The 25,646-nt window shown below is 72.7% G+C and carries 22 protein-coding genes and 6 tRNA genes; 19 read left to right on the top strand and 9 right to left on the bottom strand.

Annotated elements, in window-relative coordinates; all coding sequences use genetic code 11:
- Positions 1-334 precede the first annotated feature (334 nt).
- The 3 genes from cobT (at position 335) to DDJ31_RS07195 (ending at position 6,753) form a co-directional block, all read left to right on the top strand.
- Positions 335-4,231, top strand: a complete 3,897-nt coding sequence (cobT, locus tag DDJ31_RS07205) for a nicotinate-nucleotide--dimethylbenzimidazole phosphoribosyltransferase (RefSeq protein WP_127181126.1) — start codon at positions 335-337, stop codon at positions 4,229-4,231.
- Positions 4,232-4,605: 374 nt separating this feature from the next.
- A complete protein-coding gene (gene cobA / locus DDJ31_RS07200; protein WP_127181127.1) occupies positions 4,606-5,853 on the top strand; it encodes a uroporphyrinogen-III C-methyltransferase in 1,248 nt (415 codons plus the stop codon).
- Between the two features lie 81 nt (positions 5,854-5,934).
- Positions 5,935-6,753: a TrmH family RNA methyltransferase gene (locus DDJ31_RS07195; protein ID WP_127181128.1), complete on the top strand. Its 819-nt coding sequence runs from the start codon at positions 5,935-5,937 to the stop codon at positions 6,751-6,753.
- Between the two features lie 47 nt (positions 6,754-6,800).
- Here DDJ31_RS07195 and DDJ31_RS07190 read toward each other — a convergent pair whose 3' ends face one another.
- Positions 6,801-8,216, bottom strand: a complete 1,416-nt coding sequence (locus DDJ31_RS07190) for a serine/threonine-protein kinase (RefSeq protein ID WP_127181129.1) — start codon at positions 8,214-8,216, stop codon at positions 6,801-6,803.
- 196 nt (positions 8,217-8,412) lie between these two features.
- Here DDJ31_RS07190 and DDJ31_RS07185 point away from each other — a divergent pair, with 196 nt between their 5' ends.
- From DDJ31_RS07185 to DDJ31_RS07170, 4 genes are all read left to right on the top strand, one after another.
- A complete protein-coding gene (locus tag DDJ31_RS07185; RefSeq protein ID WP_127181130.1) occupies positions 8,413-8,649 on the top strand; it encodes a hypothetical protein in 237 nt (78 codons plus the stop codon).
- 236 nt (positions 8,650-8,885) lie between these two features.
- Complete coding sequence (locus DDJ31_RS07180) at positions 8,886-9,092, top strand: hypothetical protein (RefSeq protein WP_127181131.1); 207 nt, start codon at positions 8,886-8,888, stop codon at positions 9,090-9,092.
- 600 nt (positions 9,093-9,692) lie between these two features.
- Positions 9,693-10,703 carry a phosphotransferase gene (locus DDJ31_RS07175; RefSeq protein WP_127181132.1) on the top strand — a complete coding sequence of 337 codons (1,011 nt, stop codon included), beginning with the start codon at positions 9,693-9,695 and terminating at the stop codon, positions 10,701-10,703.
- 95 nt (positions 10,704-10,798) lie between these two features.
- Positions 10,799-11,095: a zf-TFIIB domain-containing protein gene (locus DDJ31_RS07170; protein WP_127181133.1), complete on the top strand. Its 297-nt coding sequence runs from the start codon at positions 10,799-10,801 to the stop codon at positions 11,093-11,095.
- Positions 11,096-11,144: 49 nt separating this feature from the next.
- Here DDJ31_RS07170 and DDJ31_RS07165 read toward each other — a convergent pair.
- From DDJ31_RS07165 to DDJ31_RS07145, 5 genes are all read right to left on the bottom strand, one after another.
- Positions 11,145-11,216, bottom strand: a tRNA-Val gene (locus DDJ31_RS07165).
- 46 nt (positions 11,217-11,262) lie between these two features.
- Positions 11,263-11,334, bottom strand: a tRNA-Val gene (locus tag DDJ31_RS07160).
- Positions 11,335-11,357: 23 nt separating this feature from the next.
- A tRNA-Val gene (locus tag DDJ31_RS07155) sits at positions 11,358-11,429 on the bottom strand.
- Position 11,430: 1 nt separating this feature from the next.
- Positions 11,431-11,504: transfer RNA gene (locus tag DDJ31_RS07150), tRNA-Cys, on the bottom strand.
- Between the two features lie 39 nt (positions 11,505-11,543).
- Positions 11,544-11,616 (bottom strand) — tRNA-Gly (locus tag DDJ31_RS07145).
- A 187-nt stretch (positions 11,617-11,803) separates the two neighbouring features.
- On the opposite strand from DDJ31_RS07145, the gene DDJ31_RS07140 reads away from it, so the two are divergent.
- The 3 genes from DDJ31_RS07140 to DDJ31_RS07130 are packed head-to-tail and all read left to right on the top strand — an operon-like array spanning position 11,804 to position 14,577.
- Positions 11,804-12,859, top strand: coding sequence for a chorismate-binding protein (locus DDJ31_RS07140; RefSeq protein ID WP_127182915.1), 1,056 nt, complete (start codon positions 11,804-11,806; stop codon positions 12,857-12,859).
- Positions 12,856-13,677, top strand: a complete 822-nt coding sequence (locus tag DDJ31_RS07135) for an aminotransferase class IV (protein WP_127181134.1) — start codon at positions 12,856-12,858, stop codon at positions 13,675-13,677. Before DDJ31_RS07140 ends, DDJ31_RS07135 begins: the two co-directional genes overlap by 4 nt.
- A gap of 51 nt (positions 13,678-13,728) precedes the next feature.
- Entirely contained in the window at positions 13,729-14,577 is an 849-nt protein-coding gene (locus DDJ31_RS07130; RefSeq protein ID WP_127181135.1) for a GNAT family N-acetyltransferase, read from the top strand.
- A 12-nt stretch (positions 14,578-14,589) separates the two neighbouring features.
- On the opposite strand, the gene DDJ31_RS07125 is transcribed toward DDJ31_RS07130, so the two are convergent.
- Entirely contained in the window at positions 14,590-15,132 is a 543-nt protein-coding gene (locus DDJ31_RS07125) for a DsbA family protein (RefSeq protein WP_171480781.1), read from the bottom strand.
- A 211-nt stretch (positions 15,133-15,343) separates the two neighbouring features.
- Between DDJ31_RS07125 and DDJ31_RS07120 the strand changes: the two genes are divergently transcribed.
- Entirely contained in the window at positions 15,344-15,787 is a 444-nt protein-coding gene (locus DDJ31_RS07120; protein ID WP_127181137.1) for a hypothetical protein, read from the top strand.
- 160 nt (positions 15,788-15,947) lie between these two features.
- Positions 15,948-16,100: a hypothetical protein gene (locus DDJ31_RS07115; RefSeq protein WP_164785027.1), complete on the top strand. Its 153-nt coding sequence runs from the start codon at positions 15,948-15,950 to the stop codon at positions 16,098-16,100.
- A gap of 77 nt (positions 16,101-16,177) precedes the next feature.
- Here DDJ31_RS07115 and DDJ31_RS07110 read toward each other — a convergent pair whose 3' ends face one another.
- A complete protein-coding gene (locus DDJ31_RS07110; RefSeq protein ID WP_127181138.1) occupies positions 16,178-16,738 on the bottom strand; it encodes a CGNR zinc finger domain-containing protein in 561 nt (186 codons plus the stop codon).
- Between the two features lie 283 nt (positions 16,739-17,021).
- A complete protein-coding gene (locus tag DDJ31_RS07105; RefSeq protein WP_004002642.1) occupies positions 17,022-17,435 on the bottom strand; it encodes an SsgA family sporulation/cell division regulator in 414 nt (137 codons plus the stop codon).
- A 191-nt stretch (positions 17,436-17,626) separates the two neighbouring features.
- On the opposite strand from DDJ31_RS07105, the gene DDJ31_RS07100 reads away from it, so the two are divergent.
- The 7 genes from DDJ31_RS07100 to DDJ31_RS07070 all read left to right on the top strand — a co-directional run bounded on the left by DDJ31_RS07100 (position 17,627) and on the right by DDJ31_RS07070 (position 25,642).
- On the top strand, positions 17,627-18,085 hold the full coding sequence (locus tag DDJ31_RS07100) for a TIGR02611 family protein (RefSeq protein WP_127181139.1): 459 nt from the start codon (positions 17,627-17,629) through the stop codon (positions 18,083-18,085).
- Between the two features lie 76 nt (positions 18,086-18,161).
- Positions 18,162-18,233, top strand: a tRNA-Val gene (locus DDJ31_RS07095).
- A gap of 839 nt (positions 18,234-19,072) precedes the next feature.
- Positions 19,073-20,362: an ABC transporter substrate-binding protein gene (locus DDJ31_RS07090; protein WP_127181140.1), complete on the top strand. Its 1,290-nt coding sequence runs from the start codon at positions 19,073-19,075 to the stop codon at positions 20,360-20,362.
- Between the two features lie 14 nt (positions 20,363-20,376).
- A complete protein-coding gene (locus DDJ31_RS07085) occupies positions 20,377-21,333 on the top strand; it encodes a carbohydrate ABC transporter permease (RefSeq protein WP_127181141.1) in 957 nt (318 codons plus the stop codon).
- Positions 21,330-22,205 (top strand): carbohydrate ABC transporter permease, encoded by an 876-nt coding sequence (locus DDJ31_RS07080; RefSeq protein WP_127181142.1) that lies wholly within the window; start codon positions 21,330-21,332, stop codon positions 22,203-22,205. The genes DDJ31_RS07085 and DDJ31_RS07080 overlap by 4 nt, the downstream gene beginning before the upstream one ends.
- Before the next feature lie 10 nt (positions 22,206-22,215).
- The gene (locus tag DDJ31_RS07075; RefSeq protein ID WP_127181143.1) at positions 22,216-22,806 is read left to right on the top strand and encodes a hypothetical protein; all 591 of its coding nucleotides are present in this window, start codon (positions 22,216-22,218) and stop codon (positions 22,804-22,806) included.
- Positions 22,807-22,903: 97 nt separating this feature from the next.
- Positions 22,904-25,642: a Tat pathway signal sequence domain protein gene (locus tag DDJ31_RS07070; RefSeq protein ID WP_127181144.1), complete on the top strand. Its 2,739-nt coding sequence runs from the start codon at positions 22,904-22,906 to the stop codon at positions 25,640-25,642.
- Positions 25,643-25,646 lie beyond the last annotated feature (4 nt).

Here is a 25,646-nt window from a genome sequence, read left to right as displayed (position 1 = left end):
CGTACGGCGCGCGGTAGGCTGGCCGATCGTTGTACCGCTCTCGGCTGCCCGGCGCTTCGTCGGCCAATGTCCCAAAAGGACGCCCGTTTTGGGGTGAGTGTGGTACGGCGGAACCGGAGGACGCGCAACGTGGCGCAGTCCACAGCGGACCGTCGCCGATCAAGCTGACGCGGCGGGGAACGACCGGGACAATGCCAGTTAATGGCTTTGTCGTCTTTCCCGGCGGATCGTTCGTGCCGCCGGACAGGCAAGCTCGTTCTTCACGGGGGGCGGTCGGTGCGCCGTCCCCGGTGAGCTGGTCGCAGAAGCACTAACCGATGGGCGAGGGGTACGCATGACCGACACCGGCCAGGTCCCGGGCGAGGGACTGCCGGAGAACGCAGGCACGGCGGAGCAGCCGGGCGTCCCCGCCCACGCCGCGTACGCCTACCTCTCCGAGACCACCGCCCAGGACGAAGACCAGCTGCTGCTGCCCGGCGCCCAGAGCCCGTGGGGCAACGAGGTCGCGCCGCCCGCGCCCGAGCCGGTCGTCGAGGCCGTCCACCAGCCGGGCCCGCACGAGACGGACGGCCGGGACACCGGCTCCGTCGACCTCGGCGGCGTCCGCCTGCCCGAGCCGCCGCCCGTCACCTCCCCGACCCTGGCCGCGGCCCCCACCCGGCGCCCGCTGCACCTCGGCCCGCCGATCCCGAACGCCTCCGCGAGCCCGGTCCGCTCCCTCGCCGACCGCGGCCCCGCCGGGGCACCGGTCCGCCAGCCCGTCGTCCCGCCGCCCGCGGGCCCCGAGTACCTCGACGCGTCCCCGCAGAGCGGCGCCCCCTGGGGTGCCCCGGCCCCGGTCCAGGCCACCGCCACGACCCAGGTCGCCGTGGAGACATGGCCGGCCCCCACGGTCGGCCAGGTCGGACAGCCGGTGAGCGAGCCGGTCGGCCGCCCGATGGACGAGGCGCGAGCCGAGCAGCCGGAACCCGAGCAGGCGACGGCTCCGGTGCCCGAACAGGCCGCCGCCCAGGCGACCGAGCCGACCGCTGAGCCGATGCCCGCGTCGTCCGTTGAGCCGGTGCCCGAGCCGATCGCCGCACCCGTGGCGCAGCCCGAGCCGGTCGCGGACGTCGCGACGGAGCCGACCGCCGAGCCGGCGCCGGAAGCGGTCGCGGAGCCGATGGCCGAAGCCGTGGCCGAGCCGGTCGCGGAGCCCGTCCCGGAAGCCGTGGCCGAGCCGGTCGCTGAGCCCGCCACGGCGGAGCCCGCCACGGCGGAGCCCGCCACGGCTGAGCCCGCTACGGCGGAGCCCGCCGTCCAGGAGGCCGGCGTCCCCGCGGCCGTCGCGCAGGCCGCCGAGCCGGTCGTCGAGTCGCAGCCGCCGGCCGCCGAGCCGGTCGCGGAGCCGCTCGCCGCACCCATAGCTGAACCGGTCGCCGAAGCGGTCCCTGAACCGGCGATCGAGACGGCTACCGAAACGGCGACCGAGGCGACCGACACGGCGGCCGGGCCGATCGCCGAACCGGTCGCGCTGTCCGTCGGTACGTCGGTGGGCGTGCCGGTCGGCGCGTCCGCCGGGCTGCCGGTCGGGGTGCCCGTCGGCGTTCCGGTCGGGGTGGCGCAGGCCGCCGAGGCGGCGGGCCCCGTCCCGCAGACGCCCCAGCCGCACGCCACCTGGGCGACAGAGGCCGCGTGGAGCCCCGAGCCCACCGCCCACTCCGCCGAGACGCCCGCCGTGCCCCCGCAGGGCTACCCCGGGGAGCCCGCAGCGGACGGCGCACCCGGGTACCCGGTCCAGCAGGCGGCACCCGCCGAGCCCGACGCGGGCCCCGAGGTGGCCCAGGGTCCGCAGGACGTGCCGGGTGCGCCCGCGGCCGTCGAGGGGGACGCCGGGTCCGTCGCGCCCGAGGCCGACGCCGCCGCCGGGGAGGGCGAGGCGCCGATCGCGTTCGCCCCGCAGGCCGGGACCGAGGCACCGGTGCCGGACGCCGGCGCCGAGGACACCGTCGTCGCCCCTGACGCCGTCGCGCCCGAGCCGCAGGCCGAGCAGGTCGCGGAGGCACAGCCCGAGGCCGACGCCGGGGCAGAGGTCCCGCGGGCCGACGGTGTGCCCGTCGAGCCGCCGGCCGAGGACGGGCCGCACCCGGTCGCCGCGCCCGAGGCGGCGCAGCCCCACGCGGACCACCGGTTCCCGACCGACCCCGACGACCAGCGGCACCCGCCCGCACCGGCGGTGGCCGTGGCTCAACCGCAGCCGGAGTTCGCGCCGCCCGTCGCCGCCCAGCCCCAACAGGCCGCACCTGAAGGCGAGTTCGCGCCGCAGCCGGTGGAGGAGGGCACGGAGCGGACGGCCATGGTCCCCGGCCCCCGGGAGCCCGAGCAGGCCGCCCCCCGGCACGCCGGGACACCGGAGACCGACACCCCCGCCGAGCCCGAGACCGGGCCCGACACCACGGCCGAGGTGCTGACGGTACCCACGCCCCAGACGGCGGTGGCGGCGCCCCCGCGCTCCACCGGCCCGGCCGCGCCCGCCTACGACGACGCCGAACGCGCGGCCGTCCTCAAGGTGATGCGCGAGCGCCGCGACATCCGCAACGGCTTCCGCGCCGACCCGATCCCGCACGACGTGCTGCTGCGCGTCCTGGAGGCGGCGCACACCGCGCCGTCCGTCGGCCACTCGCAGCCGTGGGACTTCGTCGTGATCCGGTCCGCCGACACCCGGCGCACCATGCACGAACTCGCCGAGCGCCAGCGTGACGCGTACGCGAGGACGCTGCCCAAGGGCCGCGCCAAGCAGTTCAAGGAAATGAAGATCGAGGCCATACTCGACACCCCGGTCAACATCGTCGTCACCGCCGACCCCACCCGGGGCGGCCGGCACACCCTCGGCCGGCACACCCAGCCGCAGATGGCGCCGTACTCCGCCGCGCTCGCCGTCGAGAACCTGTGGCTCGCGGCCCGCGCCGAGGGCCTCGGCGTCGGCTGGGTCAGCTTCTTCGACGAGCGCGAGATGGTCCGCGCCCTCGGACTGCCCGAACACTTGGAGGTCATCGCCTACCTGTGCGTCGGGTACGTCGACGAGTTCCCCGAGGAGCCCGAGCTGATGCAGGCGGGCTGGTCGAAACGGCGCCCGCTCTCCTGGGTCGTGCACGAGGAGACGTACGGGCGGCGCGCGCTGCCCGGCGAGGACCCGCACGACCTGCTCGGCGAGACCGTCTCCCAGATCCGCCCGCTGGACGCCAAGGCGCTCGGCGAGGCATGGGAGCGGCAGAAGCGGATGACGAAGCCGGCCGGCGCGCTCGGCATGCTGGAGATCATCTCCGCGCAGCTGTCCGGCCTGTCCCGGCAGTGCCCGCCGCCGATCCCGGAGCCCGCGGCGGTCGCGGTCTTCGCCGGTGACCACGGGGTGCACGCCCAGGGCGTCACGCCGTGGCCGCAGGAGGTCACCGCGCAGATGGTGGCGAACTTCCTGGGCGGCGGCGCCGTCTGCAACGCGTTCGCCAGCCAGGTCGGGGCCGAGGTCTGCGTCGTCGACGTCGGTGTCGCCACCGACCTCCCGGCCTCCCCCGGCCTGCTGCCCCGCAAGGTCCGCGCGGGCACGTCCGACATGACGACCGGACCCGCGATGACCCGCGAGGAGGCCAAGAAGGCCATCGAGGTCGGCATCGAGACGGCCCGCGACCTCGTCGCGGCGGGCAACAAGGCGCTGCTCACAGGTGAGATGGGCATCGCCAACACCACCGCGTCGGCGGCCCTGATCTCGGTCTTCACCGGAGCGGAACCGGCCGAGGTGACCGGCCGCGGCACCGGCATCAACGACGAGACACTGGCCCGCAAGACCGAGGTCGTGCGGCGCGCGCTCGAACTCCACCAGCCGGACCCGGCCGACCCCATCGGCGTCCTGGCCGCCGTCGGCGGGTTCGAGCACGCGGCGATCGTCGGCCTGCTCCTGGGCGGCGCGTCGCTGCGGACACCGGTGATCCTGGACGGCGTCAGCGCGGGAGCGGCCGCGCTGGTGGCCCGCGCCATCGCCCCCGAGGTCCTCGCGGCCTGCATCGCGGGCCACCGCAGCGCGGAACCGGGACATGTGGCGGCCCTCAACAAACTGGGCCTGCGCCCCCTCGTCGACCTGGACCTCCGCCTGGGCGAGGGCACCGGAGCGCTGCTGGCCCTGCCGCTGGTCCAGAGCACGGCGAGGGCGATGCACGAGGTGGCGACGTTCGACTCGGCGGGAGTGACGGAGAAGTAGGGGAGGGGAGGCGTGAGGCCCGGCCGCCCCGCGCCTCCCCGAGGCGGACCGCACCCGCACCCGCCGACGAGACAGCACCGCCGCGGGCGGGACCGGCTTCTCGCCGAACCGTGACGGGCGGCGCGCGGGCGAGGAACAGAGAACCCACCCACCCGCACCCGCCCATGAGACACCGCCCTCGCCGACGAGATATCGCCCTCGCCGACGAGACACCGCCCTCGCCGACGGGACACCGCCCCCGTGGGCGAGTTCGCCCCCCGGCAGACAGCCACCGGCGGCGCGAGGGCAGGCAGGCACCCTCACTCACCCCCGCCTAAAATGCCCACGTCAGCCCACCCCCGTCCGCACCCGCCCCGCACGAGGAGCGCCCCCTCATGTCCCACCACCCCGCCTACCCCGTGGGCCTCCGTCTCTCCGGGCGGCGAGTGATCGTCCTCGGTGGCGGCCAGGTCGCCCAGCGCCGCCTGCCGGCCCTGATCGCGGCGGGCGCGGACCTCGTCCTCGTCTCCCCGGAGGCGACCCCGTCGGTCGAGGCGATGGCGGACGCGGGCGAGATCACCTGGGAGCGCCGCGGATACCGGGACGGCGACCTCGCGGACGCCTGGTACGCGCTGATCGCCACCAGCGACACCGACGCCAACCGTGCCGCGTCCGCCGAGGCGGAACGGCACCGGGTCTGGTGCGTCCGCTCCGACGACGCCGACGCGGCCACCGCGTGGACCCCGGCCACCGGGCACAGCGAGGGCGTCACCGTCGCCGTCCTCACCACGGACGCCCGCGGCCGCGACCCCCGGCACACCGCGGCCGTCCGCGACGCGGTCGTCGAGGGCCTGCGCGACGGCACGCTCGTCGCCCCCCACCACCGCACCCGCACCCCCGGTGTCGCCCTGGTCGGCGGCGGCCCCGGCGACCCGGACCTGATCACGGTGCGCGGCCGCCGGCTGCTCGCCGAGGCCGACGTCGTCATCGCGGACCGGCTCGGCCCGCGCGATCTGCTCGCCGAACTTCCCCCGCACGTCGAGGTGATCGACGCGGCGAAGATCCCGTACGGCCGTTTCATGGCGCAGGAGGCCATCAACAACGCGCTGATCGAGCACGCGAGGAAGGGCAGGTCGGTGGTCCGCCTCAAGGGCGGCGACCCGTATGTCTTCGGCCGGGGCATGGAGGAGGTGCAGGCCCTCGCGGAGGCGGGCATCGCCTGCACGGTCGTCCCCGGCATCTCCAGTTCGATCTCGGTGCCGGGCGCGGCCGGCATCCCGGTCACACACCGCGGGGTCGCACACGAGTTCACCGTGGTGAGCGGCCATGTCGCCCCTGACGACGCCCGCTCCCTGGTCGACTGGCGGGCCCTGGCCGCGCTGACCGGCACGTTGGTGATCCTGATGGGCGTCGACAAGATCGGCCGGATCGCCGAGACCCTCGTCGCGCACGGCAAGTCGCCCGACACCCCGGTGGCCCTGGTCCAGGAGGGCACGACGGCGGCCCAGCGCCGGGTCGACGCGACCCTGTCGACGGTCGCCGAGACGGTCCGCGCACAGGACGTACGGCCGCCCGCGGTCATCGTCATCGGCGAGGTGGTGTCCGTGGGCGCGGCCCTCGGGCAGCCGAAGCACCCCGAGTAACCCGCACACTCGAAGTAACCCCGGGTAACCCACCCGTTCCGAACCGTTGGCACCGAACCCAGGACAAGGCAGTATCACCCTGTGGCCGATCTCATCACCGTCGAGGACCCCGACGACCCCCGTCTGCGCGACTACACGGGCCTGACCGACGTCGAACTGCGCCGCAAGCGCGAGCCGGCCGAGGGCCTGTTCATCGCCGAGGGCGAGAAGGTCATCAGACGCGCCAAGGACGCCGGCTACGAGATGCGCTCCATGCTGCTGTCGGCGAAGTGGGTCGACGTCATGCGCGACGTCATCGACGAACTCCCCGCCCCCGTCTACGCGGTGAGCCCGGAACTGGCCGAGCAGGTCACCGGCTACCACGTGCACCGCGGCGCCCTCGCCTCCATGCAGCGCAAGCCCCTGCCCACGGCGGCCGACCTGTTGCAGAGCGCCCGCCGGGTCGTCGTCATGGAGTCGGTCAACGACCACACCAACATCGGCGCGATCTTCCGCTCGGCCGCCGCCCTCGGCATGGACGCCGTCCTGCTCTCCCCCGACTGCGCCGACCCCCTCTACCGCCGCAGCGTCAAGGTGTCGATGGGCGCGGTCTTCTCCGTGCCGTACGCCCGGCTGGAGAGCTGGCCCAAGAGCCTGGAGTCGGTCCGCGAGGCCGGCTTCACCCTCCTCGCGCTCACCCCGGACGAGAAGGCCAGAAGCCTCGACGAGGCCGCCCCGCACCGGATGGACCGGGTCGCCCTGATGCTCGGCGCCGAGGGCGACGGCCTCTCCACCCAGGCCCTGGTGGCCGCCGACGAATGGGTCCGCATCCCGATGTCGCACGGGGTGGACTCGCTCAACGTCGGCGCGGCGGCGGCGGTCGCCTTCTACGCGGTGGCCACCGGCCGCCCGAACGCCTGAACCCTTGCTCGCGGCGGGCCCGGCGATCCTCCTGACCCGCCGCGCGCCTACTCGGGCGCCGTGAACGTCCCGTCGTACCGCTGCCCCGTCAACGGGCCCCCGCCCGGCCGCGGATCCACCTGCTGGTTGCGGACGGCGCCGTTGCCGCCGGTTCCCTCCGACCCGTCAGGACCGAGCCCCCGCGAGGGCCCCTGACACCCCTGCGCGAGCGCGATACCGAGCGCCACGAGCAGGGTGACGACGACGAACACGAACAGCCGCTGCCGCAGCAGCCGCGGATTCGCGGGACGCAGCTTCGTCCCCGTGGTGCGCGGTCCCGGCCTGCCGGGACCGCTGCGGGGCGCGGGCCGGCTGCCCGACCGGCTGCCCCGGGTGGACCGTCCGTCTGCGGGCCGCGCCGCGGAACCGCCGCGCGCCGTGCCGCCGCCCTGCGAGGGCGCCCCACCCCGGGACGGAGCACCACCCCGGGAGGGACCGGGACCGCGCGGCGCGGGCGTGGTGCCCCGGGGCGGGGGAGTGCCCTGCGGACGCCGCAGGGTGCGCTGCGGCTCCGGGTAGGTGTCGGCCAGCCGCCCGCCGGTACCGCGGTCAGGCTCGGCGGAGCGCGGCGCGGGCGGGCGCACGTCGGCGAGCCCCTGGGCCTCGCGGGCGGCGATCTCCTTGAGGCGCAGCGACAGTTGGAGGGTGCTCGGCCGCTCCTCCGGGTCCTTCGCGAGGCAGGCCCGCACCAGCGGGGCCAGCGCGTCGGGAACGCCGTGCAGCTGCGGCTCCTCGTGCACCACCCGGTACAGCATCACCTCGGAACTGCCGTGCCCGAAGGGCGAGTCACCGGTCGCCGAGTAGGCGAGGGTCGCGCCGAGCGAGAAGACGTCCGTGGCGGGCGTGACGGCGACCCCGCGCACCTGTTCGGGCGCGAGGAACCCGGGGGAGCCGACGGCGGTGCCCACATGGGTGAGGGTGGAGGCGCCGGTCGCCCAGGCGATGCCGAAGTCGATGATCCGCGGCCCCTTCGGGGACAGCAGGATGTTGGACGGCTTGAGGTCCCGGTGCACCACCCCGGCCTCGTGGACGGCGACGAGCCCCTCGGAGAGCGCGGCGCCCACGGACGCGACGTCGACCGCGAGCATCGGGCCCTCGTCGGCGACCTTGTCGTGCAGGGACGGGCCGGGCACGTACTGGGTGGCGAACCACGGCCGTTCGGCGTCCAGATCGGCCGCGACCAGCCGCGCGGTGCACCCGCCGCGGATCCGCCGGGCCGCCGAGACCTCCCGTGCGAACCGCGAGCGGAACTCCTGGTCCTCCGCGAGATCGGGCCGGATCACCTTCAGCGCGACCCGCTGCCCCTTCTTGTCGGAGCCCAGGTACACCACGCCCATCCCGCCCGCGCCGAGCCGTCGGTGAAGCCTGAACGAGCCGACGACACGCGGGTCCTCGCGCCTCAGGCGCATCATCGCCATGTTCATCCCCGCTGCCCGGTCCGTGTGACGAGCGACAGCTTACGTTTCCACGGCCGCCCGCGCGCAGGAGCCGCGCCCTCTCGTCCCGATCGATTGTCAGTGCCCGGTGGGAGAATTGAGGAGCGGTCAGGGAGCGGAAGGGGAGCGGCACTTCGACCGCTGAGCGCTACCAACCATCCGTCACAGAAGGGGGATTGAGGACGTGAAGGGTGATCGCGTGGAGATAGTGGTGGACGCGGGTGACACGACCCTGACCTACGAGGTGGTGGCCGTGAGGGCGGGCCGCCGGGTGGAGACGGCGGTACGCCGAGGTGTGGTGGAAGTGAGCGAAGTCACCCGAAACGGCTCTGTGGTCCGCACCGCCCGTTTCATGGCGAATCGGGTCCTCGCGCTGGTGGAACAGCCGATTCCACGGCAGGACAGCTCGGAAGAAGCGTGACAGACCGGGCGCCCCTTCCGGGATGACCCTGAGAGCTGGGGCGATCTCTCCACCCAGGGGAGTACGCACCGGGTGACGGCTCATCCTCCCGGAGGCCAGGCAATCGGTACGAGGGCATGACGCCCGCCGCGCTCCCGACGCCTAGATTTGAAGTCAAGCGGCGGGTGCGAGCACTCGTCCCCCGAGGTCAGACACCCGCCGCTGCAACGACAACTGAGACGGTCAGGAGAGGGACCATGGCCCTGACGGCACCGCGGACACCCGTCCGCAGCAAGGATCGCACGGCACGAACCGCGTTCCGCCCGCGCCGGCAAGGCCGTCGCCACCCACTGGTGGCGACGCTGATGGCCCTTCCCCTGGCGGCCCTGTTGCTCCTCGTCTTCGACGGCTGGGAGACAGTGGCCACACAGGCGTCGTCCGTGGGCGTGATGCTGGGGCGCTGAGCGGCGACCCCAGGCCCGGATGAGCGGTCCGGGCGGGGACATCCACCCATGAAACCCCGTGGGGACGGGGGTGCGGCGGACGGCAATAATGCCGGCGCAGCTGGGGAGCTGCGCCGGCATTGCTCTGCCCGAAAACCCCGACCGACCACCCACCATCACCAGCCGGTCCGCCACAACCGACCCGGTCCGCCCGACCTGTCCCGACCCGACCTGCGCCTTCCGCCCGGCGATCCGGCGGCGCGACGCGGACTCCACGGGCCCGGCGCCCGTCCCACCGACCGACCTGCGCGCCCGAGCGACGGACGGCGACGTCTCGATCAAGGCCGCGTGCCGGGGTGACGGACGGCGACGTCTCGACCCGGGCCGCGCGCCCGAGCGACGGACGGCGACCCTCGGTCCCTGACCCACGCCCGGCCGTCCCCGGCCACACACCGGCCCCGACAGACAACGCCGCCGCCCGCCCCGCACTGCCCGAGCCCGCATCCGCACCACCGCGCCCGCGCCCAGGCCCCCACCCCGTACCCTCACTCCGTCCCGTCCCGTCCCGTCCCGAGCAGTCCCCTCCGGTCCCGTCCCGTCCCGCGCAGTCCAGGGAGCCCCATGGCAGCCGCATCGTCCTCCCCGGGAAGCGGCACCCTGCTCGCCCGGCTCCGCGACCGGGTCCTGGCCGCCGCGCACCCGGCGGACCCCGACTGCCCCTGCGGCCCGACCCGCACCCTCGCCGACCGCCCCGACGCCACCGTCGTCCGGCACGGTGACACCGTCGCCAAGGCGCACGCCCCGGGCACCGTCCTCGCGGACCTGGCCCCCCGCCTCGCCGTCGCGGCCGCCCTCCCCGACGTCTTCCTGCCCCCGCTCGCCACGACCCCCCTCCCGGTGGACGGCCGGCTGGTCACGCTCTGGCCCTACGGCACCCCCGTCGACCCGGACGACCCCGACGCGGCCCCCTGGGAAGCCGTCGCCACGCTCCTCGCCCGCCTCCACCGGACGCCACCCCCGCCCGGGCCCGGCCCCCTGCCCGCCATGCGCGGCCCGTGGAAGGCGGCCCGAGCCGTCGCAGCCCTCGAAACCCCCGCCGTCCCGCGCCCCGCTCACCCCACCGCCGCTCGCCCCACCGCCGCTCGCCCCGCCTCCGCGCACCCCGCCGTCCCCCACCTCCTGCGTGCCTGGGCCGCTCTCCCCGCCTGGGCCCGCGCCGAGTCTCCCCAGCCCGGCCGCGCCGGCCTCTGCCACGGCGATCTCCACCTCGGGCAGCTCGTCCGCCGGCCCGCGCGCGGCGGCGCGTGGCTGCTCATCGACGTCGACGACGTGGGGGTCGGCGTCCCCGCCTGGGATCTCGCGCGCCCCGCCGCCTGGTACGCCTGCGGACTCCTCCCGCCCGACGAGTGGGCCCGCTTCCTCGCCGCCTACCGCGCGGCCGGCGGCCCGGCCGTCCCCGCCGACGGCGACCCCTGGCCCGCCCTGGACGTCCCGGCCCGCGCCCTCACCCTCCAGACCGCCGCCCGCGCCCTCACCAAGGCGGCCGCCGAGGACCGCCCGCCGGACGAGGTGGAGCTGTCCGTGATCGACGCGTGTGTCCGTATGGCGTCCACCGCACCGGAGTTGACCTGAGGTCACGCCGGGTGAGGTGCAACCAGGTGCGCCAGGACGGAGTCTGTGCTGAAGTCAGGTCAATCAGGATCGTCAGGCGAGGAGTTGAGCCGACCATGCAGTGCCCGAAGTGTCATGCGCCGATGCACACCTACAACCGGAACGGCGTCCAGATCGAGCAGTGCAGTGGCTGCCGAGGCATCTTCCTCGACTACGGGGAACTGGAGGCGCTTACCCGGGTGGAGTCCCAGTGGTCCCAGCCCGCCCCGCCGCCCCCCGGCCCGCAGCAGGAGTACCCGGCGCCCGCCGCCCCCGCCTGGGGCGCGCCGCAGGGCGGCCACGGCGGTCACTACGGCGGCCACCACGGGCACCACCGGCACAAGAGCTTCGGCCACATGCTGTTCTCCAGCTGAGCCGCACCACGAAGAAGCCCCCGGCCGCAGGGCCGGGGGCTTCGGTGCGTGGACGATACTGGGATTGAACCAGTGACCTCTTCCGTGTCAGGGAAGCGCTCTCCCGCTGAGCTAATCGTCCTCGGGACCACGGTCCGAGGACCGGGTGGTGCGTCTGAACTGCCGCGTGCGCGATACTGGGATTGAACCAGTGACCTCTTCCGTGTCAGGGAAGCGCTCTCCCGCTGAGCTAATCGCGCGGGTCGAAGCCATCAGGCTTCAGTGGACGATACTGGGATTGAACCAGTGACCTCTTCCGTGTCAGGGAAGCGCTCTCCCGCTGAGCTAATCGTCCTTGGAGGTGGAGACGGGATTTGAACCCGTGTAGACGGCTTTGCAGGCCGTTGCCTCGCCTCTCGGCCACTCCACCAGGAGTGCGGGGACCGGTGAGGGTCCCCTACTTCCTTCGAGCGGACGACGAGGCTCGAACTCGCGACCTCAACCTTGGCAAGGTTGCGCTCTACCAACTGAGCTACGTCCGCCTGTCGTTTCGGTCCGCTCCCGCGTCCCGGCGACGTGTTGAACTCTAGCGGATTCCGGGGCCAGGACAAAAACGCGTTTGCGCAGCGTGCTGGCGTGCGCCCGGTCACGCGCGTGGCCAGGGCCTCCTCACGGACACGCCGGGGTTGCCGCTCGGACACCCGACCTAGACTCGACCCCGTGCCCGACCTGCCCGATCTGCCGCCCCTCGCCCGCTTCGGCGACCGCCTCGCCACCGGGCTCCTCGACGTCACCGACGACCCCGCGGCCCTGGAGTCCGCCGGGTTCTGGGCCGTCGCCCTCGACTTCGAGGGCCGGGTGACCTGCGCCCGCTTCGCCGACGTGCGCGAGACGCCGGTGCCGGCGCCCGCGCCCGGTGCCTGGCGCGGGCCCGCCGTCGCCGACTGGACGTCGTCCCTCGACCGGGGCGCGTACACGAGCGCCGTCAGCCGGATCCGGAAGCGGATAGCGACGGGCGAGGTCTACCAGGCCAACCTCTGCCGGGTGCTCTCCGCGCCGGTGCCGCCCGACGCCGACGTGGACGCCCTGACCGCGCTGCTGGCCCGCGGCAACCCGGCACCGTACGCGGGCACGATCCGGCTGCCCGAGCACGGCGTGGAGACCGCCACCGCCTCGCCCGAGCTGTTCCTGCGCAGGGACGGCCGGGTCGTCGAGTCCGGGCCGATCAAGGGGACCGGACGCACCGAGGCCGACCTGCTGGAGAAGGACCACGCCGAGAACGTGATGATCGTGGACCTGGTCCGCAACGACCTCGGGCGTGTCTGCGCCACCGGCAGCGTCACCGTGCCCGACCTGTGCGCCGTCGAGAAGCACCCCGGCCTGGTCCACCTGGTGTCCACGGTCAGGGGCGAACTGCGGGCCGGCGCCGGCTGGCCCGAGCTGCTCGGCGCCGCCTTCCCGCCCGGATCGGTCACCGGCGCCCCCAAGTCGAGCGCCCTGCGGGTGATCGACGCCCTGGAGACCGCGCCCCGCGGCCCCTACTGCGGCGGCATCGGCTGGGTCGACGCCGACCGGGGCACCGCCGAACTCGCCGTCGGCATCCGCACGTTCTGGATCGACCGGACCCGGCGGGGCGCGGCGACGCTGCGGTTCGGCACCGGCGCGGGCATCACCTGGGGCTCCGACCCCGAGGGCGAGTGGCGGGAGACCGAACTGAAGGCCGCACGGCTGCTCGCGGTAGCGTCGGGAACGTACGACGCGAACGCTGAAGGAGACCCGACATGAAGATCTGGCTCGACGGCGGGCTGCGGGACGCCGACGCGGCCCGTGTCTCCGCCCTCGACCACGGCCTGACCGTGGGCGACGGCATATTCGAGACGGTCCAGGCGGTGCACGGCAAGCCCTTCGCCCTCACCCGCCACCTCGACCGGCTGACCCGCTCGGCCCGGGGCCTCGGCCTGCCCGACCCCGACCACGACGAGGTGCGCCGCGCCTGCGCCGCCGTCCTCGACGCCGAGCCGATGGCCCTCGGCCGGCTGCGCATCACCTACACCGGCGGCCTCGGCCCGCTCGGCTCGGACCGCGGCGAGCACCCCCCGACCCTGCTCGTCGCCCTCGGTGAGAGCACCCGCCGCCCCGACTCCACCGCCGTGATCACCGTGCCGTGGACCCGCAACGAACGCGGCGCGCTCGTCGGCCTCAAGACGACCTCGTACGCCGAGAACGTCGTCGCGCTCGCCCGCGCCCGCCAACAGGGCGCCTCCGAGGCGCTGTTCGCCAACACCGTCGGCCGGCTCTGCGAAGGCACCGGCTCGAACGTCTTCGTCGTCCTCGACGGCGAACTGCACACCCCGCCGCTCTCCTCCGGCTGCCTCGCGGGCATCACCCGCGCCCTGACCGTCGAGTGGACCGGCGCCCGCGAGAGCGACCTGCCCTTCGACGTGCTGGAGCAGGCCGAGGAGGTCTTCCTCACCTCCAGCCTGCGCGACATCCAGGCCGTGCACCGCGTCGACGGCCGCGAACTGCCCGGCGCCCCCGGCCCGGTGACCGCCAAGGCCATGCGGATCTTCGACGAGCGGTCCGGCGCCGACCTCGATCCGTGACCGTCGGAAAACCGGCTGACTCGACGGCCGGGCGCGGGTAGAACTCCCCTGATGACCACGACTCTGCGGCCGACCGAGCCGCTCCAGCGCGCCGCCGACGGAACGCGCTCGCGCCACTACCAGGTGTGCGTGAACAGCCGTCCCGTCGGCACCCTCCACCTCGACACCTCACCGTCCCTCGGGCCGTCGGTGGCCCGTATCCAGGACCTGACCGTCGACGAACCCGACCGGCGCCGCGGCCGGGGCACGGTCGCCGCGCTCGCCGCGGAGGAGGTGGCGCGCGGCTGGGGCTGCCGGGTGATCGAGGTCACCGTGCCCGCGGACGCCGTGCCCGCGCTGCGGCTCGTCGAGGCGCTCGGCTATCAGCCGCGCAACCGCGGCATGAGCAAACGGCTCGCCGCCACCCCGCCCGCCCTGCCCGACGGCAGCCTGGCCCGGCCCATGACCGCCGCCGAGTTCGCCCGCTGGCACGCCGACCACGGTGAGCGGTACGCGCGCGACTGGATGGCGCGGGGCGTGCCCGAGGACGCGGCCCGCGCGAAGGCCAGGCACGACCACGAGGTGCTGCTGCCGAAGGGGCTCGACACGGAGAACATGCGGTTCAGCGTGGTGGAGCACGAGGGCGTGGTGGTCGGCGTCCTGTGGCTGTGCCTGGCCCGGGAGGGCGACGGCGAGGGGGACGACGGGCAGGCGTTCGTCTACTACGTCGAGTCCGACGCGGCCCACCGCGGCCGGGGGCACGGCCGAACCCTCATGCTCCTCGCCGAGCGGCAGGCCGCCGCCGCGGGCCGGACCTCCCTCGGTCTGAACGTCTTCGCGGGGAACACCGCGGCCGAGCGGCTCTACACGTCCCTCGGCTACCTGACCACGCTCTACGGACTCCAGAAACCCCTGCTGTGACGCGGTCCGCGCTCAGGCGTCGGCCGCCGCCAGCAGCCGGTCCGCGATCTCCTCGATCCGCTCCCGCAGCCCTTCCTGGCTCTTGCCGCCGTCGAGGCGCTGATCGTCGATGACGTAGGTGGGGGTGCCGGTCACACCGATCGCCTTGCCCTCGGCCTGATCGGCGTCGACGATCAGGATGTGCCGGCCGTCGATCAGCGCGGTGTCGAACTCCTCGGCGTCCAGGCCGAGTTCACCGGCCACCTCGACGAGGAAGGGTTCGCCCGCGCGGTCGAGCCGCTCGACCCGGCCGAGCACGGCCTCGACGTACTCCCAGCCCTTGCCCTGCTCCAGCGCCTCCTCGGCGGCCTGCGCGGCGGCGAAGGAGTGCTTGTGCTTCTCCAGCGGGAAGTGCCGCAGCCGCACCTCGAGCCGGTCGCCGTACCGCGCCCGCAGGGCACGCACGTCCTCCAGGGCGGTGCGGCAGTCGGGGCACTGGAGTTCGCACCACACGTCGAGCACGGGGCGGACGGGGCTCGCGGGCGTGGCGGAAGGCACGGGGGAGGAGTCGCTCATGCGCCCAGTCTCCCAGCCGCCCGGGGCGCGGCCCAACCGGCGTCCGCGCGGGCCCGGCCCGGCCTCCGCCGGGCCGACGACCGGCACCTGCGGAGGATTCGACCCGGAGATCTCCCTGATCTCGGGTCCGACCGTGGCCCGGCGGGGGTCGGGCGGTGCAGGATGGAAGGGACGAAGTGCCCACCTCGCCCGAGCCCGCCTGGAGGACCGGATGATTGCCGAGACAGTCTGTTCCGCCGTGTCCGTGGCCGGACTCGGCATCGCGGTGGTCACGGCGTACCGCAAGCGGTATCTGACGGCCACCAGGATCGCCGCCTACTCCCTCGTCCCGATCGGCCTGGTGATGACGGGCGTCGTCAACTGGCTGGCGCACACCGCCTTCAGCCCCACGGCCTGGGCCGGTTTCTGCGTGCTCGGCGGTTCCTGGCTGCTGTTCGCGACCACCCGCGCGGTGGAGCGACGCCGCGGCACCACCCGCAAGCAGCGCAAGGAGGCGAGGGACGCCCAGCGCGCCGACCCGGTCGCGCCGGGCGCCTCCGCGCCCTCCCTCGGCCCCGGCGCGAGTCGCCCGTCCCGGCCCGCGAAGGCCCCGGGCGGCCAGTCCGGCGACGACTTCAGCGATATCGAGGCCATTCTGAAGAAGCACGGCATCTGACCCGCACAGGGTCACAACGGGTGAAACGACACAGTCCGACCCCTGCGTGCCCGTAATCGATCACGACCCGAACCGGACATCGAGGATTTCGGCGATCACCCGCTCATTCCGGGTGTGAGATCGCGAAGCGGCTCTGGCCTGGGCCATCATCGCCGACGAGATGCTGGACACGACACCGAGCGAGGCCGCGCCGCCGAAGGAAAAGCCGCGTGGATGCCTCTTCGCCCTGTCCCAACCACCGCTGATGATCTTCCTTGCGGTGATCGGGAGTCTGCTGCTCATGGCCGCTCTGCACGACCTGCTGTTGCTGTGAGCCGTACCCGTGGTCCCCGACGCCATCCGTCGGGGCCCACGTCACACCCTCTCCCCGGCGCCTCCGCCGCGCGCGGATCAGCCCGCCGCCTCCTTGCGCCGCGCCCGGTACGCGGCCACGTGCAGCCGGTTCCCGCAGGTCCTGCTGTCGCAGTAGCGGCGCGAGCGATTGCGGGACAGGTCGACGAACGCGCGCCGGCAGTCGGGCGCCTCGCACCGCCGCAGCCGCTCCTGCTCCCCGGCCACCACGAAGAACGCCAGCGCCATGCCGCAGTCGGCGGCCAGGTGGTCCGCGACGGAGGCGCCGGGCGCGAAGTAGTGCACATGCCACTCGTAGCCGTCGTGGTCCGTGAGCCGCGGCGTGGTGCCCGCGGCGGCGACCAGCTCGTTGATCAGCCGGGCCGCGGCCCTGGCCTCCGGCGCCGCGAAGACGGCGGCGAAGAGACCGCGTATCTTCCGCACCCCCGCGAGGTCGGCCTCCGTCAGGGAGCCGACATCGCTGATCTCGTGCGTCGCGATGAACTCGGTGAGGGCCGGGAGGTCCGGCAGCCCGTCCTGGGCCGTGGCGTCCTCCGGCGCGGTGTTCACCAGATCGACCACGGTGTCGAGGGCACACCGGGTGTCGTGGGTGATCAGCACGTTTCGCTCCCTGGCCTGGGTGTCGGGCCCGTGCCCGCCGATGCTGGCCGATGGTAGTGGAGCCGCTGGCGTGCGTGACCGGACCGACCGGACCGACGCCCCTCCCTGCTCACCGTCCGTGACAACGCCTGCCCCGCGGACGGCCGGGCATTCCAGGCCGGACACACCGGCGCCGCCGCGCGACGAGTCGCGGCGGCGGCGCCGGTGCCTGTGCTATGCGGTTGTCCGAGCCCGAGCCGTCACCCCGAGTCGACGGCGCCGGGCGGCTTGGTACGACCTCGGCCTAGCTCTCCGCCAGGATGTGGGACAACTCCTGGTCGAGGTCGAAGTGGCGGTGCTCCGTGCCGGGCGGCACGGCAGCGTCGGTCCGCTTCAGGAAGGACTCCAGGGCTCGCGCCGGGGCCTCGAGCAGGGCCTCGCCCTCCGGAGAGCTCAGGGCGATGCAGACGACCCCCTGACCATGACTGCGCGACGGCCAGACGCGGACGTCGCCGGTGCCCGTGGGGCGATGGAGGCCTTCGGCGAGGAGGTCGCGGGCGAACACCCACTCGACGGTTTCCTCGGCTCCGGTGTGGAAGGTGGCGTGCACGGCGTAGGGGTCGGCCGTGTCGTACCGCAGGCCTGCGGGGACAGGCAGGGATGACTCGCTCGACACAACGAGGCGCAGGTGCAGCTCGCAGCTGACCGTGGTGTTCATAAGCGCCAGGGCCTTTCGCTCAGTGTGCGCTCGGGGATTCGCACGTCGGCGAAATCGACATGCCACCTACGGTGCCGTTGTAAACCCCTCTGCGTGTTTTGCGTGTGTTTACGTAACTCTTCCGGCCGAGGATGGGTTCGCGTGGTACGCCCATTCCGGTGACTGGTTTCCGTCGGGTAAAGTTTGGCTGTATGGATACGGGGAGTGACCGGCCCGGCGAGAGCGCCGTGGCGACGGACCTGACGGGCGCCGACACCGGCGGCGCGGACGAGCCGCAGAAGCTCGGATCGCGGGCGCCCGAGTTCGTCAAGGCCCGCAGGGCGCTGCATCTGAGCTGGCAGGTCGGGGTCTTCCTGATCGGCCTCGCGGTGGTCGTCGCCGGCATCATCATGCTGCCGCTGCCGGGCCCCGGCTGGCTGGTGATCTTCGCCGGCATGGCGATCTGGGCGACCGAGTTCGTCTGGGCCCAGCTGGCGCTGCGCTGGACCAAGCGCAAGGTCACCGAGGCCGCCCAGAAGGCGCTCGACCCCCGGGTCCGCCGGCGCAACATCACGCTGACCGCGATCGGGTGCGTGATCGCGGGCGCGCTGATCGCCGTCTACGTGTGGAAGTTCGGCCTGGAGATGCCCTGGAACATCACGGACCAGTGATCCACGGGAGCGTCGCCGACCGGCTCCAGCCGGTCACAGGCACCCGCTGACATGGGGTAATGTTCTCCCTGCGTCCGGGCGATTAGCTCAGTGGGAGAGCGCTTCGTTCACACCGAAGAGGTCACTGGTTCGAACCCAGTATCGCCCACCCGGACCGACGGCCCCTCCGCCTCACAGCGGAGGGGCCGTCGCCGTTCTGGCACGCTGTGCACCGGCCTGAGCCGGGGACGGCGGGTGCGGTGCTCGACCGCGCGGAGAGGGCCGCCGCAGCGCCGGCGGGGGCGGGAAGACGGGCGCGGTGTCGATCGCGCCGTGCGGATCGCAGCGCGGGCCCGGCGGACAGCGCGGTGTCCGGTTCCCGTGCGGCCCGTCCTCCGAGCCCGCCCCGGCCTCGGCGCCCGCCCGTCCTTCGAGCCTGCCCGTCCTTCGAGCCTGCCCGTCCTCCGAGCCCGCCCGTCCTCCGAGCCCGCCCGGGTCTCAGCCGCGCCCGCCCGCGCCGACCTGACCTGGGCGCACACGCAGGGCGCTGCCGTCTCCGCCTGCGTGGCCCCACGCCGCCCTGCCCTCGACGCCCGCACCGACCTTGCCCGTGCGTTCGCCCAGCGCCCCGCGCCCAGCGCCCAGCGCCCCGCGTCCCCGCAGCCGTCACCGCCGCCGTCCCGCCGTCCCGCCGTTCGACCATGCGTGACCGTCCGTGCGCCGGGTGGCGCGCGGGACCGGATCGGGCGGACGGTTTTCGGCCTGGGGTCACTTCAGTCCGTCGTGCCACGGGCTGTTCGGCGGGTCGATCGCACGCCTCTCACCTGCGCCGTCGTCGCGGCTTTCGACCAGGGCCGCGGCCTCGGGCGGGCGGGGCGCGCGGCCGGTCGGCAAGAAATTCTTGTCCGAATCATTGACGCACCCTTGCCCCCTCCGTAACTTGTGCCAGCAAGCGCTTACTTGAAACGATTCATGCATGTGGCAACGACGCCAGGGGAGGGCCCGAACGTGGGTACCAGCAGGAATGTTGAGAGGCGTACGATCCTCAAGGCGGCCGGGGCTTCCGCGGCCGTCCTGGGACTGGCCGCGACGACCGGATGCGGCGGCGACGGGGGTACGTCCGCCGACGGAACCGTGACGATCCGTTACGCGTGGTGGGGCGGGGAGCCGCGGGCCATCGCGATCAAGAAGACGATCGCGCTGTTCGAGAAGAAGTTCCCGAAGATCAAGGTCAAGCCCGAATTCACGGATTATGAGGCGTTCTGGGAGAAGTTCCAGACCCAGGCGTCCGGCGGCAATCCCCCGGACGTTTTCCAGAATGCGGTCGGGTTCCTGCGCAAGTACGACAAGCGCGGTGTGCTGATGGACCTCAAGTCCCAGGCGGACTCCGGGAATCTGAACCTGAAGAACTTCCGCAACGGAGTTCTGGCGAACGGTCAGGTCGACGGAAAGCAGGTCGGAATTCCGGTCGGCGCCAACACCATGTCGCTCGTCGTCGACCTGAAGGCGTTCAAGAAGGCCGGTGTGGCGCCGGAGTTCGGCTGGACCTGGGACGACTACTTCGCGGCGCTCCAGACGATCCAGGACAAGCTGAAGATCGCCGGTGACACCGGTTACTTCAGCATCATGTACCTGTACGACCTGTATCTGCGCCAGCACGGCAAGGCGTTCTTCACCGACACCGCTCTCGGCTTCACCGAGGACGATCTGACGCAGTGGTGGGAGGACGGCTACAAGCGCGTGAAGTCCGGGCTGGTCGCCGACCCGAAGAAGATCGAGCAGGTCAAGCCCAAGTCGGGCCTCTCGGCGGGGCTCGCCGCGAGCGAGTTCACCTGGGACAACTTCTCCATCCGCTACGAGGGCGAGGGGGAGTCGGACTACGGGCTCGCGCCGATCCCCACCACCGACGGCAAGGACACCGGCCAGTACCTCGGTTCGCTGATGCTCAGCGCCTTCTCCGGGACCAAGCACCCGAAGGAGGTGGCCCAGTTCATCGACTTCATGGTCCATGACCCCGAGGTCGGCGCGATCATGGGCTACGACCGGGGCATCCTCGCCACCACCGAGCAGTACGACGCCTTCACGCCCACCGAGGCCACCAACAAGGGCGTCAAGGCGTACGAGGAGAAGGTCGCCGCCGAGGGCGTCCTCGGGAAGATCACACCGCACCCGTCGGGCGCCGACGTCATCGAGGCGGCGTTCCTGCGCATCGGCGGCGAGGTCGCCCAGGGCAAGACCAAGCCGTCCGACGCCGCCAAGACGCTGTTCAGCGAGGCCAAGGCCGCGTTCGCGGGCTGAGGGGACGTACCACCATGACGCTCGTCAAGGAAGCGCCCGCGCGTCCGGCGGGGAAGCGGCCGGCCGCCGCTCCCGCAGGACGGCGCGGACGGCGCCGCGAGAACCTCGCCGGATATCTCTTCATGTCGCCGTGGATCGCGGGGTTCCTGCTGCTCACGGCGGGGCCGATGATCGCGTCCCTCTACTACGCGTTCACCAGCTACAACCTCTTCACCCCGCCGCGGTGGATCGGTCTCGACAACTTCACCACGATGTTCCACGACCCGCGCTGGCAGAAGTCGGTGGAGGTCACGCTCAAGTACGTGGTCGTGGCCACCCCGCTGAAGCTGCTGCTCGCGCTGGGCGTGGCGCTGCTGCTCGCGCAGAAGCGGCGCGGCGAGGGCCTGTACCGGGCGGCGTTCTACATGCCGTCGCTGATCGGGGCCAGCGTCTCGGTGGGCTTCGTGTGGCGGGCCCTCTTCTCGGACGACGCGATCGTGGACCGCACCCAGAAGGTCTTCGGGATCGATGTGGGCGGCTGGATCGGCAACCCGGACTACGTCCTCTACGCCCTGGTGGCGCTGAGCATCTGGCAGTTCGGCGCCCCGATGGTGATCTTCCTGGCCGGGCTCAAGCAGGTCCCGCAGGAGCTGTACGAGGCCGCCGAGATGGACGGGGCGGGACCGCTGAGGCGGTTCTGGAACATCACGCTGCCGATGATCTCCCCGGTGCTGTTCTTCAACGTGCTGCTGGAGTCCATCCACGCGTTCCAGGTGTTCGGCTCCGCGTACGTCGTGTCCAACACCTACTGCGGGCCGGCCGACGCCACGCTCGTCTACACCTGCTACCTCTACCAGAAGGGCTTCAAGGAGGCCCAGATGGGCTTCGCCTCCGCGATGGCCTGGACGCTGGTGGTCGCGGTGGCGCTCGTCACGGCGGTGCTGTTCTGGTCGCAGAAGAAGTGGGTGCACTACGAGGAGGCCGCCAAGTGACCACCGCCACCACCCCCGTCGCGCGCGGTACGAGTCCCCGGCGGCGCACCGGATCGCTCGCCTGGCACATCGGCGCGCTGCTCGTCCTCGCGGTCGTCCTCTACCCGGTGATCTGGGTGCTCGGCGCCTCGTTCAAGCCGAGCAAGGACATCGTCGCCAGCCTCGACCTGCTGCCCACCAAGCCGGTCTGGGCGAACTTCTCGGGGCTCGCCGATGGGATCTCCGGGATCTCGGTCAGCAGCTTCTTCGTCAACTCGCTGATGTACGCGCTGCTCGCGGTGGTCGGCGTGGTGGTCTCCAGCTCGCTGACCGCGTACGCCTTCGCCAAGATCGGGTTCGCCGGGCGGAACCTGCTGTTCACGATGATGATCGGCACCCTGCTGCTGCCGTACCACGTCCTGCTGATCCCGCAGTACGTGCTGTTTCGGAAGCTGGAGCTGGTCGACACGCTGGTGCCGCTGGTGGCCGGCAAGTTCCTGGCCACGGAGGCGTTCTTCGTCTTCCTGATGGTGCAGTTCATGCGCGCGCTGCCGCGTGAGCTGGACGAGGCCGCCCGGCTGGACGGCTGCGGTCATCTGCGGACCTACTGGTCCATCGTGCTGCCGCTGTGCCGCCCGGCCGTCATCACCAGCGCCATCTTCACCTTCATCAACGCCTGGAACGACTTCATGGGCCCGTTGATCTATCTCAACACGCCCTCCAAGTACACCGTCTCGCTGGGGCTGATGATGTTCCGCGACCAGGAGGGCATCTCCGACTACGGCAGCATGATCGCGATGTCGCTGGTGGCGCTGGTGCCGGTCATCGCCTTCTTCATGGCCTTCCAGCGCTATCTGATCGACGGCATGGCGACCTCCGGACTCAAGGGCTGAGGCGGTCACGATGGCGCAAGCACGGGTGAAGGCCCGCAAGGAGTCGGCGTTCGCCGAACGGTTCGGTGTCTTCGCCGAATGTCTGCTCACCGGCGTGTGGATCGCCCTCGCCTGCCTGGGGATCGTCACCTACCCCGCCGCGTTCGCCGCGGGCGCCCGGCACCTGCGGCGCCGCACCACCCACAGGGCCGGTGGCTGGCGGGAGTTCGTCGCGGACTTCCGTGCCGCCGGGCGCACGGGATGGGCCGTGGGGCTGGCCGGGTGGGCGGTGGCGGGCGCGGTCTGGGTGGACGTCCTGGCCGCGCGGGCCGGCCTGCCCGGCGGGCCGCTCGTCGGCGCCGTCGGCCTCTTCGCGCTGATCGGCTCGGCCGTCGCGCTGCTGCGGGCGGCGGCCGTCTGGACGCCGGGCGCCTCCTGGCGGGGGCTGCTCGCGGACGCCGGCCGCCGTACCGTCCTCGATCCCGCCGGATCGTTCCTGATCGTCTGCGGGCTGGCCGTCGTGGCGCTGTCGGCCCTCTTTCTCGCGCCGCTGGCGGTTCCCGTCCTGGGAGCCGTCGCGGCGGCCGCGCTCGCTGTCGAGGAGCGCCACCGCCGCCGCTGACGGGCGGTTCTTCCACCGGACCGGCGCCTCGGCGCCGCGTCCTGCTGTGTCATGCACCTGGCAATCGACTCCCGCACGGACGAAAGGCTGACCTCTCATGTCTTCGATCCCCCGCAGGTCCCTCCTCAAGGCGGCGGCCGTCGCGGGCGCCGCGGCCCAGTTCAGCTGGGCACTCGGCGCCAAGCAGGCGCAGGCCGCGCCGAGCGCCGGAGCCGCGGACGGCGACCCCGTGACCCTGGACTGGCTGGAGGATGGCGGTCTCGGCGCCGCGCCCGGCTCCACCGTCGGCGTCCCCTGGCCCAAGGGCACCTACCCCGCCGACCAGACCTTCGCGCTCACCGACGCCACCGGCGCGGCCGTCCCCGTACAGTCCTGGCCGCTCGCCTACTGGCCCGACGGTTCCCTCAAGTGGACCGCGCACGCCGTCAGTTCGGGCAAGGGAAAGCTCAGCCTCAGCGCCGGCACCGCGACCGCCCCCGCCCAGAAGGTCACCGTCGACAAGCGCGGCGGCGCCGTCACCGTCGCGACCGGGGTCATCACCGCCAGATTCGGCAACTCCGGTGCCACCCTGGTCAAATCGGTGACCCGCGGTACCACCGAGATCGCCAGGAACGGCCGCCTGGTGCTGCTGCGGCAGCCCGAGATCGAGGACGGCGACCAGGGCACCATCAAGTACGAACGGTTCGAGAGCGCCATCGACAAGGTCACCGTCGAACAGGAGGGACCGGTCCGCGCCGTCCTCCGCGTCGACGGCAAACACCGCAAGGGCAGCCGGAGTTGGCTGCCGTTCTCCATCCGCTTCTACTTCTACGCGGGCGCCGACTCCTTCCGCATGGTGCACACCGTCACCTTCGACGGCAAACAGGAACCGGGGAAGGCGAGCGGTGATTTCATCCGCGGCCTCGGCGTCCGCTTCGACGTCCCGATGCGCGACGAGAGCTACGACCGGCACATCCGCATCGGCGGCGAGGGCACAGGACTGCTGAGGGAAGCCGTCAAGGGCATCACCGGACTGCGCCGCGACCCCGGCGCGGCCGTCCAGGAGGCGCAGTACGCGGGCAGGAAACTGCCCGACCCCGCCACCTGGGACCAGCGGGTCACCACCCGCCTCCAGTACATCCCCGAGTGGGGCGACTACACCCTCTCCCAGCTCTCCGCCGACGGCTTCACCCTGCGCAAGCGCACCACCAAGGGCCACGGCTGGATCGGCGCCGGCGGCGGCCGACGCGCCTCCGGCTTCGGCTACGTCGGCGGCGCGAGCGGCGGACTCTCCTTCGGGCTGCGGGACTTCTGGGAGAAGCACCCGGCCCAGCTCGACATCCGCGACGCCCACACCGACACCGCCGAGGTCACCCTCTGGCTCTGGTCGCCCGAGGCCCAGCCGATGGACCTGCGCTTCTACCACGACGGCATGGGCCAGGACAGCTACGCCGAACAGCTCGAAGGGCTCAACATCACCTACGAGGACTACGAACCGGGGTTCGGCACCCCCTACGGCATCGCCCGCACCTCCGAACTCCTCTTCTGGGCCAACGCGTCCACGCCCACCCCGGAGCAACTCGCCGAACAGGTCGAGGCGGTGCGGGTGCTGCCGCAGCTCGCCGCGCCGCCCAGGCAGCTCATCAAGGCCAAGGTCTTCGGCCCGGGACTGTACTCCGAGCCGGACCGCTCCACGCCCGCCAAGGCGAAGATCGAGGACCACCTCGACTTCCTCTTCACCTACTACAAGGACCAGGTGGAGCAGCGCCGTTGGTACGGCTTCTGGGACTACGGCGACATCATGCACACCTACGACACCGTCCGGCACCAGTGGCGGTACGACATCGGCGGCTACGCCTGGGACAACTCCGAACTCTCGCCCGACCTCTGGCTCTGGTTCGCGTACCTGCGCTCGGGCCGCGCCGACATCTTCCGCTTCGCCGAGGCGATGACCCGGCACACCGGCGAGGTCGACGTCTACCACCTCGGCGAATGGGCGGGCCTCGGCACCCGGCACGGGGTCCAGCACTACGCCGACAGCGCCAAGCAGCAGCGCATCGCCAACACCACCTACCGCCGCTACTACTACTTCCTCACCGCCGACGAACGCGTCGGCGACCTCATGCACGCCAACGTCGACTCCGACGAGACGTTCCTCGGCCTCGACCCCATCCGCAAGATCCGCACCGAGCCCTACACCCCCGACCGGCACGCCCTGTCCATCGGCTTCGGCACCGACTGGAGCGGCCTGGTGTCGGCCTGGCTCACCGAGTGGGAACGCAAGGGCCCCAAGTGGGAGAAGGCCAGGGCCCGCGTCCTGTCCACCATGGAGACCATCGCCGCCCAGCCCAACGGATTCGTCCAGGGCAGCGGCCTGTACGACCTCGACACCGGGAGGTTCGCCGTCGCCGACAGCCCGGTGGTGTCGGTGTCCCACCTCTCCGCCGTGTTCGGCCTCAACGAACTCTGCGCCGAACTCATCGACCTCGTCGACATGCCGGAGTTCAACCAGGCGTACTACGACTACTGCCGCTACTTCAACGCCAGCAAGACCGAACAGGCCGCCAGGTACGGCTCCAACTTCGGCACCCTGCTGCTGTTCCAGGGCCACTCGCGCCTCGACGCGTACGCGGCCGTCAAGACCGGCGACGCGGCCCTCGCCACCCGGGCGTGGACCAAGTTCTACGCCTCCGACGGATATCTGGAGTCCGCGCCCTGGAAGACGGAGAAACTGACCGGCCCCGCCGCGCTGGTGGAGGGCGCCGAGGCGAGCTGGATCTCCACCAACGACACCGCGCTCTACGGCCTCGCCGCCATCGAGAACCTCGCCCTGCTCGGCGACCGGATGCCGTCGTGACCGG

The organism is Streptomyces griseoviridis, assembly GCF_005222485.1.
Lineage (GTDB): Bacteria > Actinomycetota > Actinomycetes > Streptomycetales > Streptomycetaceae > Streptomyces > Streptomyces hintoniae.
Note: the sequence above shows the minus strand (reverse complement) of the source record. Positions and strands in the feature narration are given on the sequence as shown.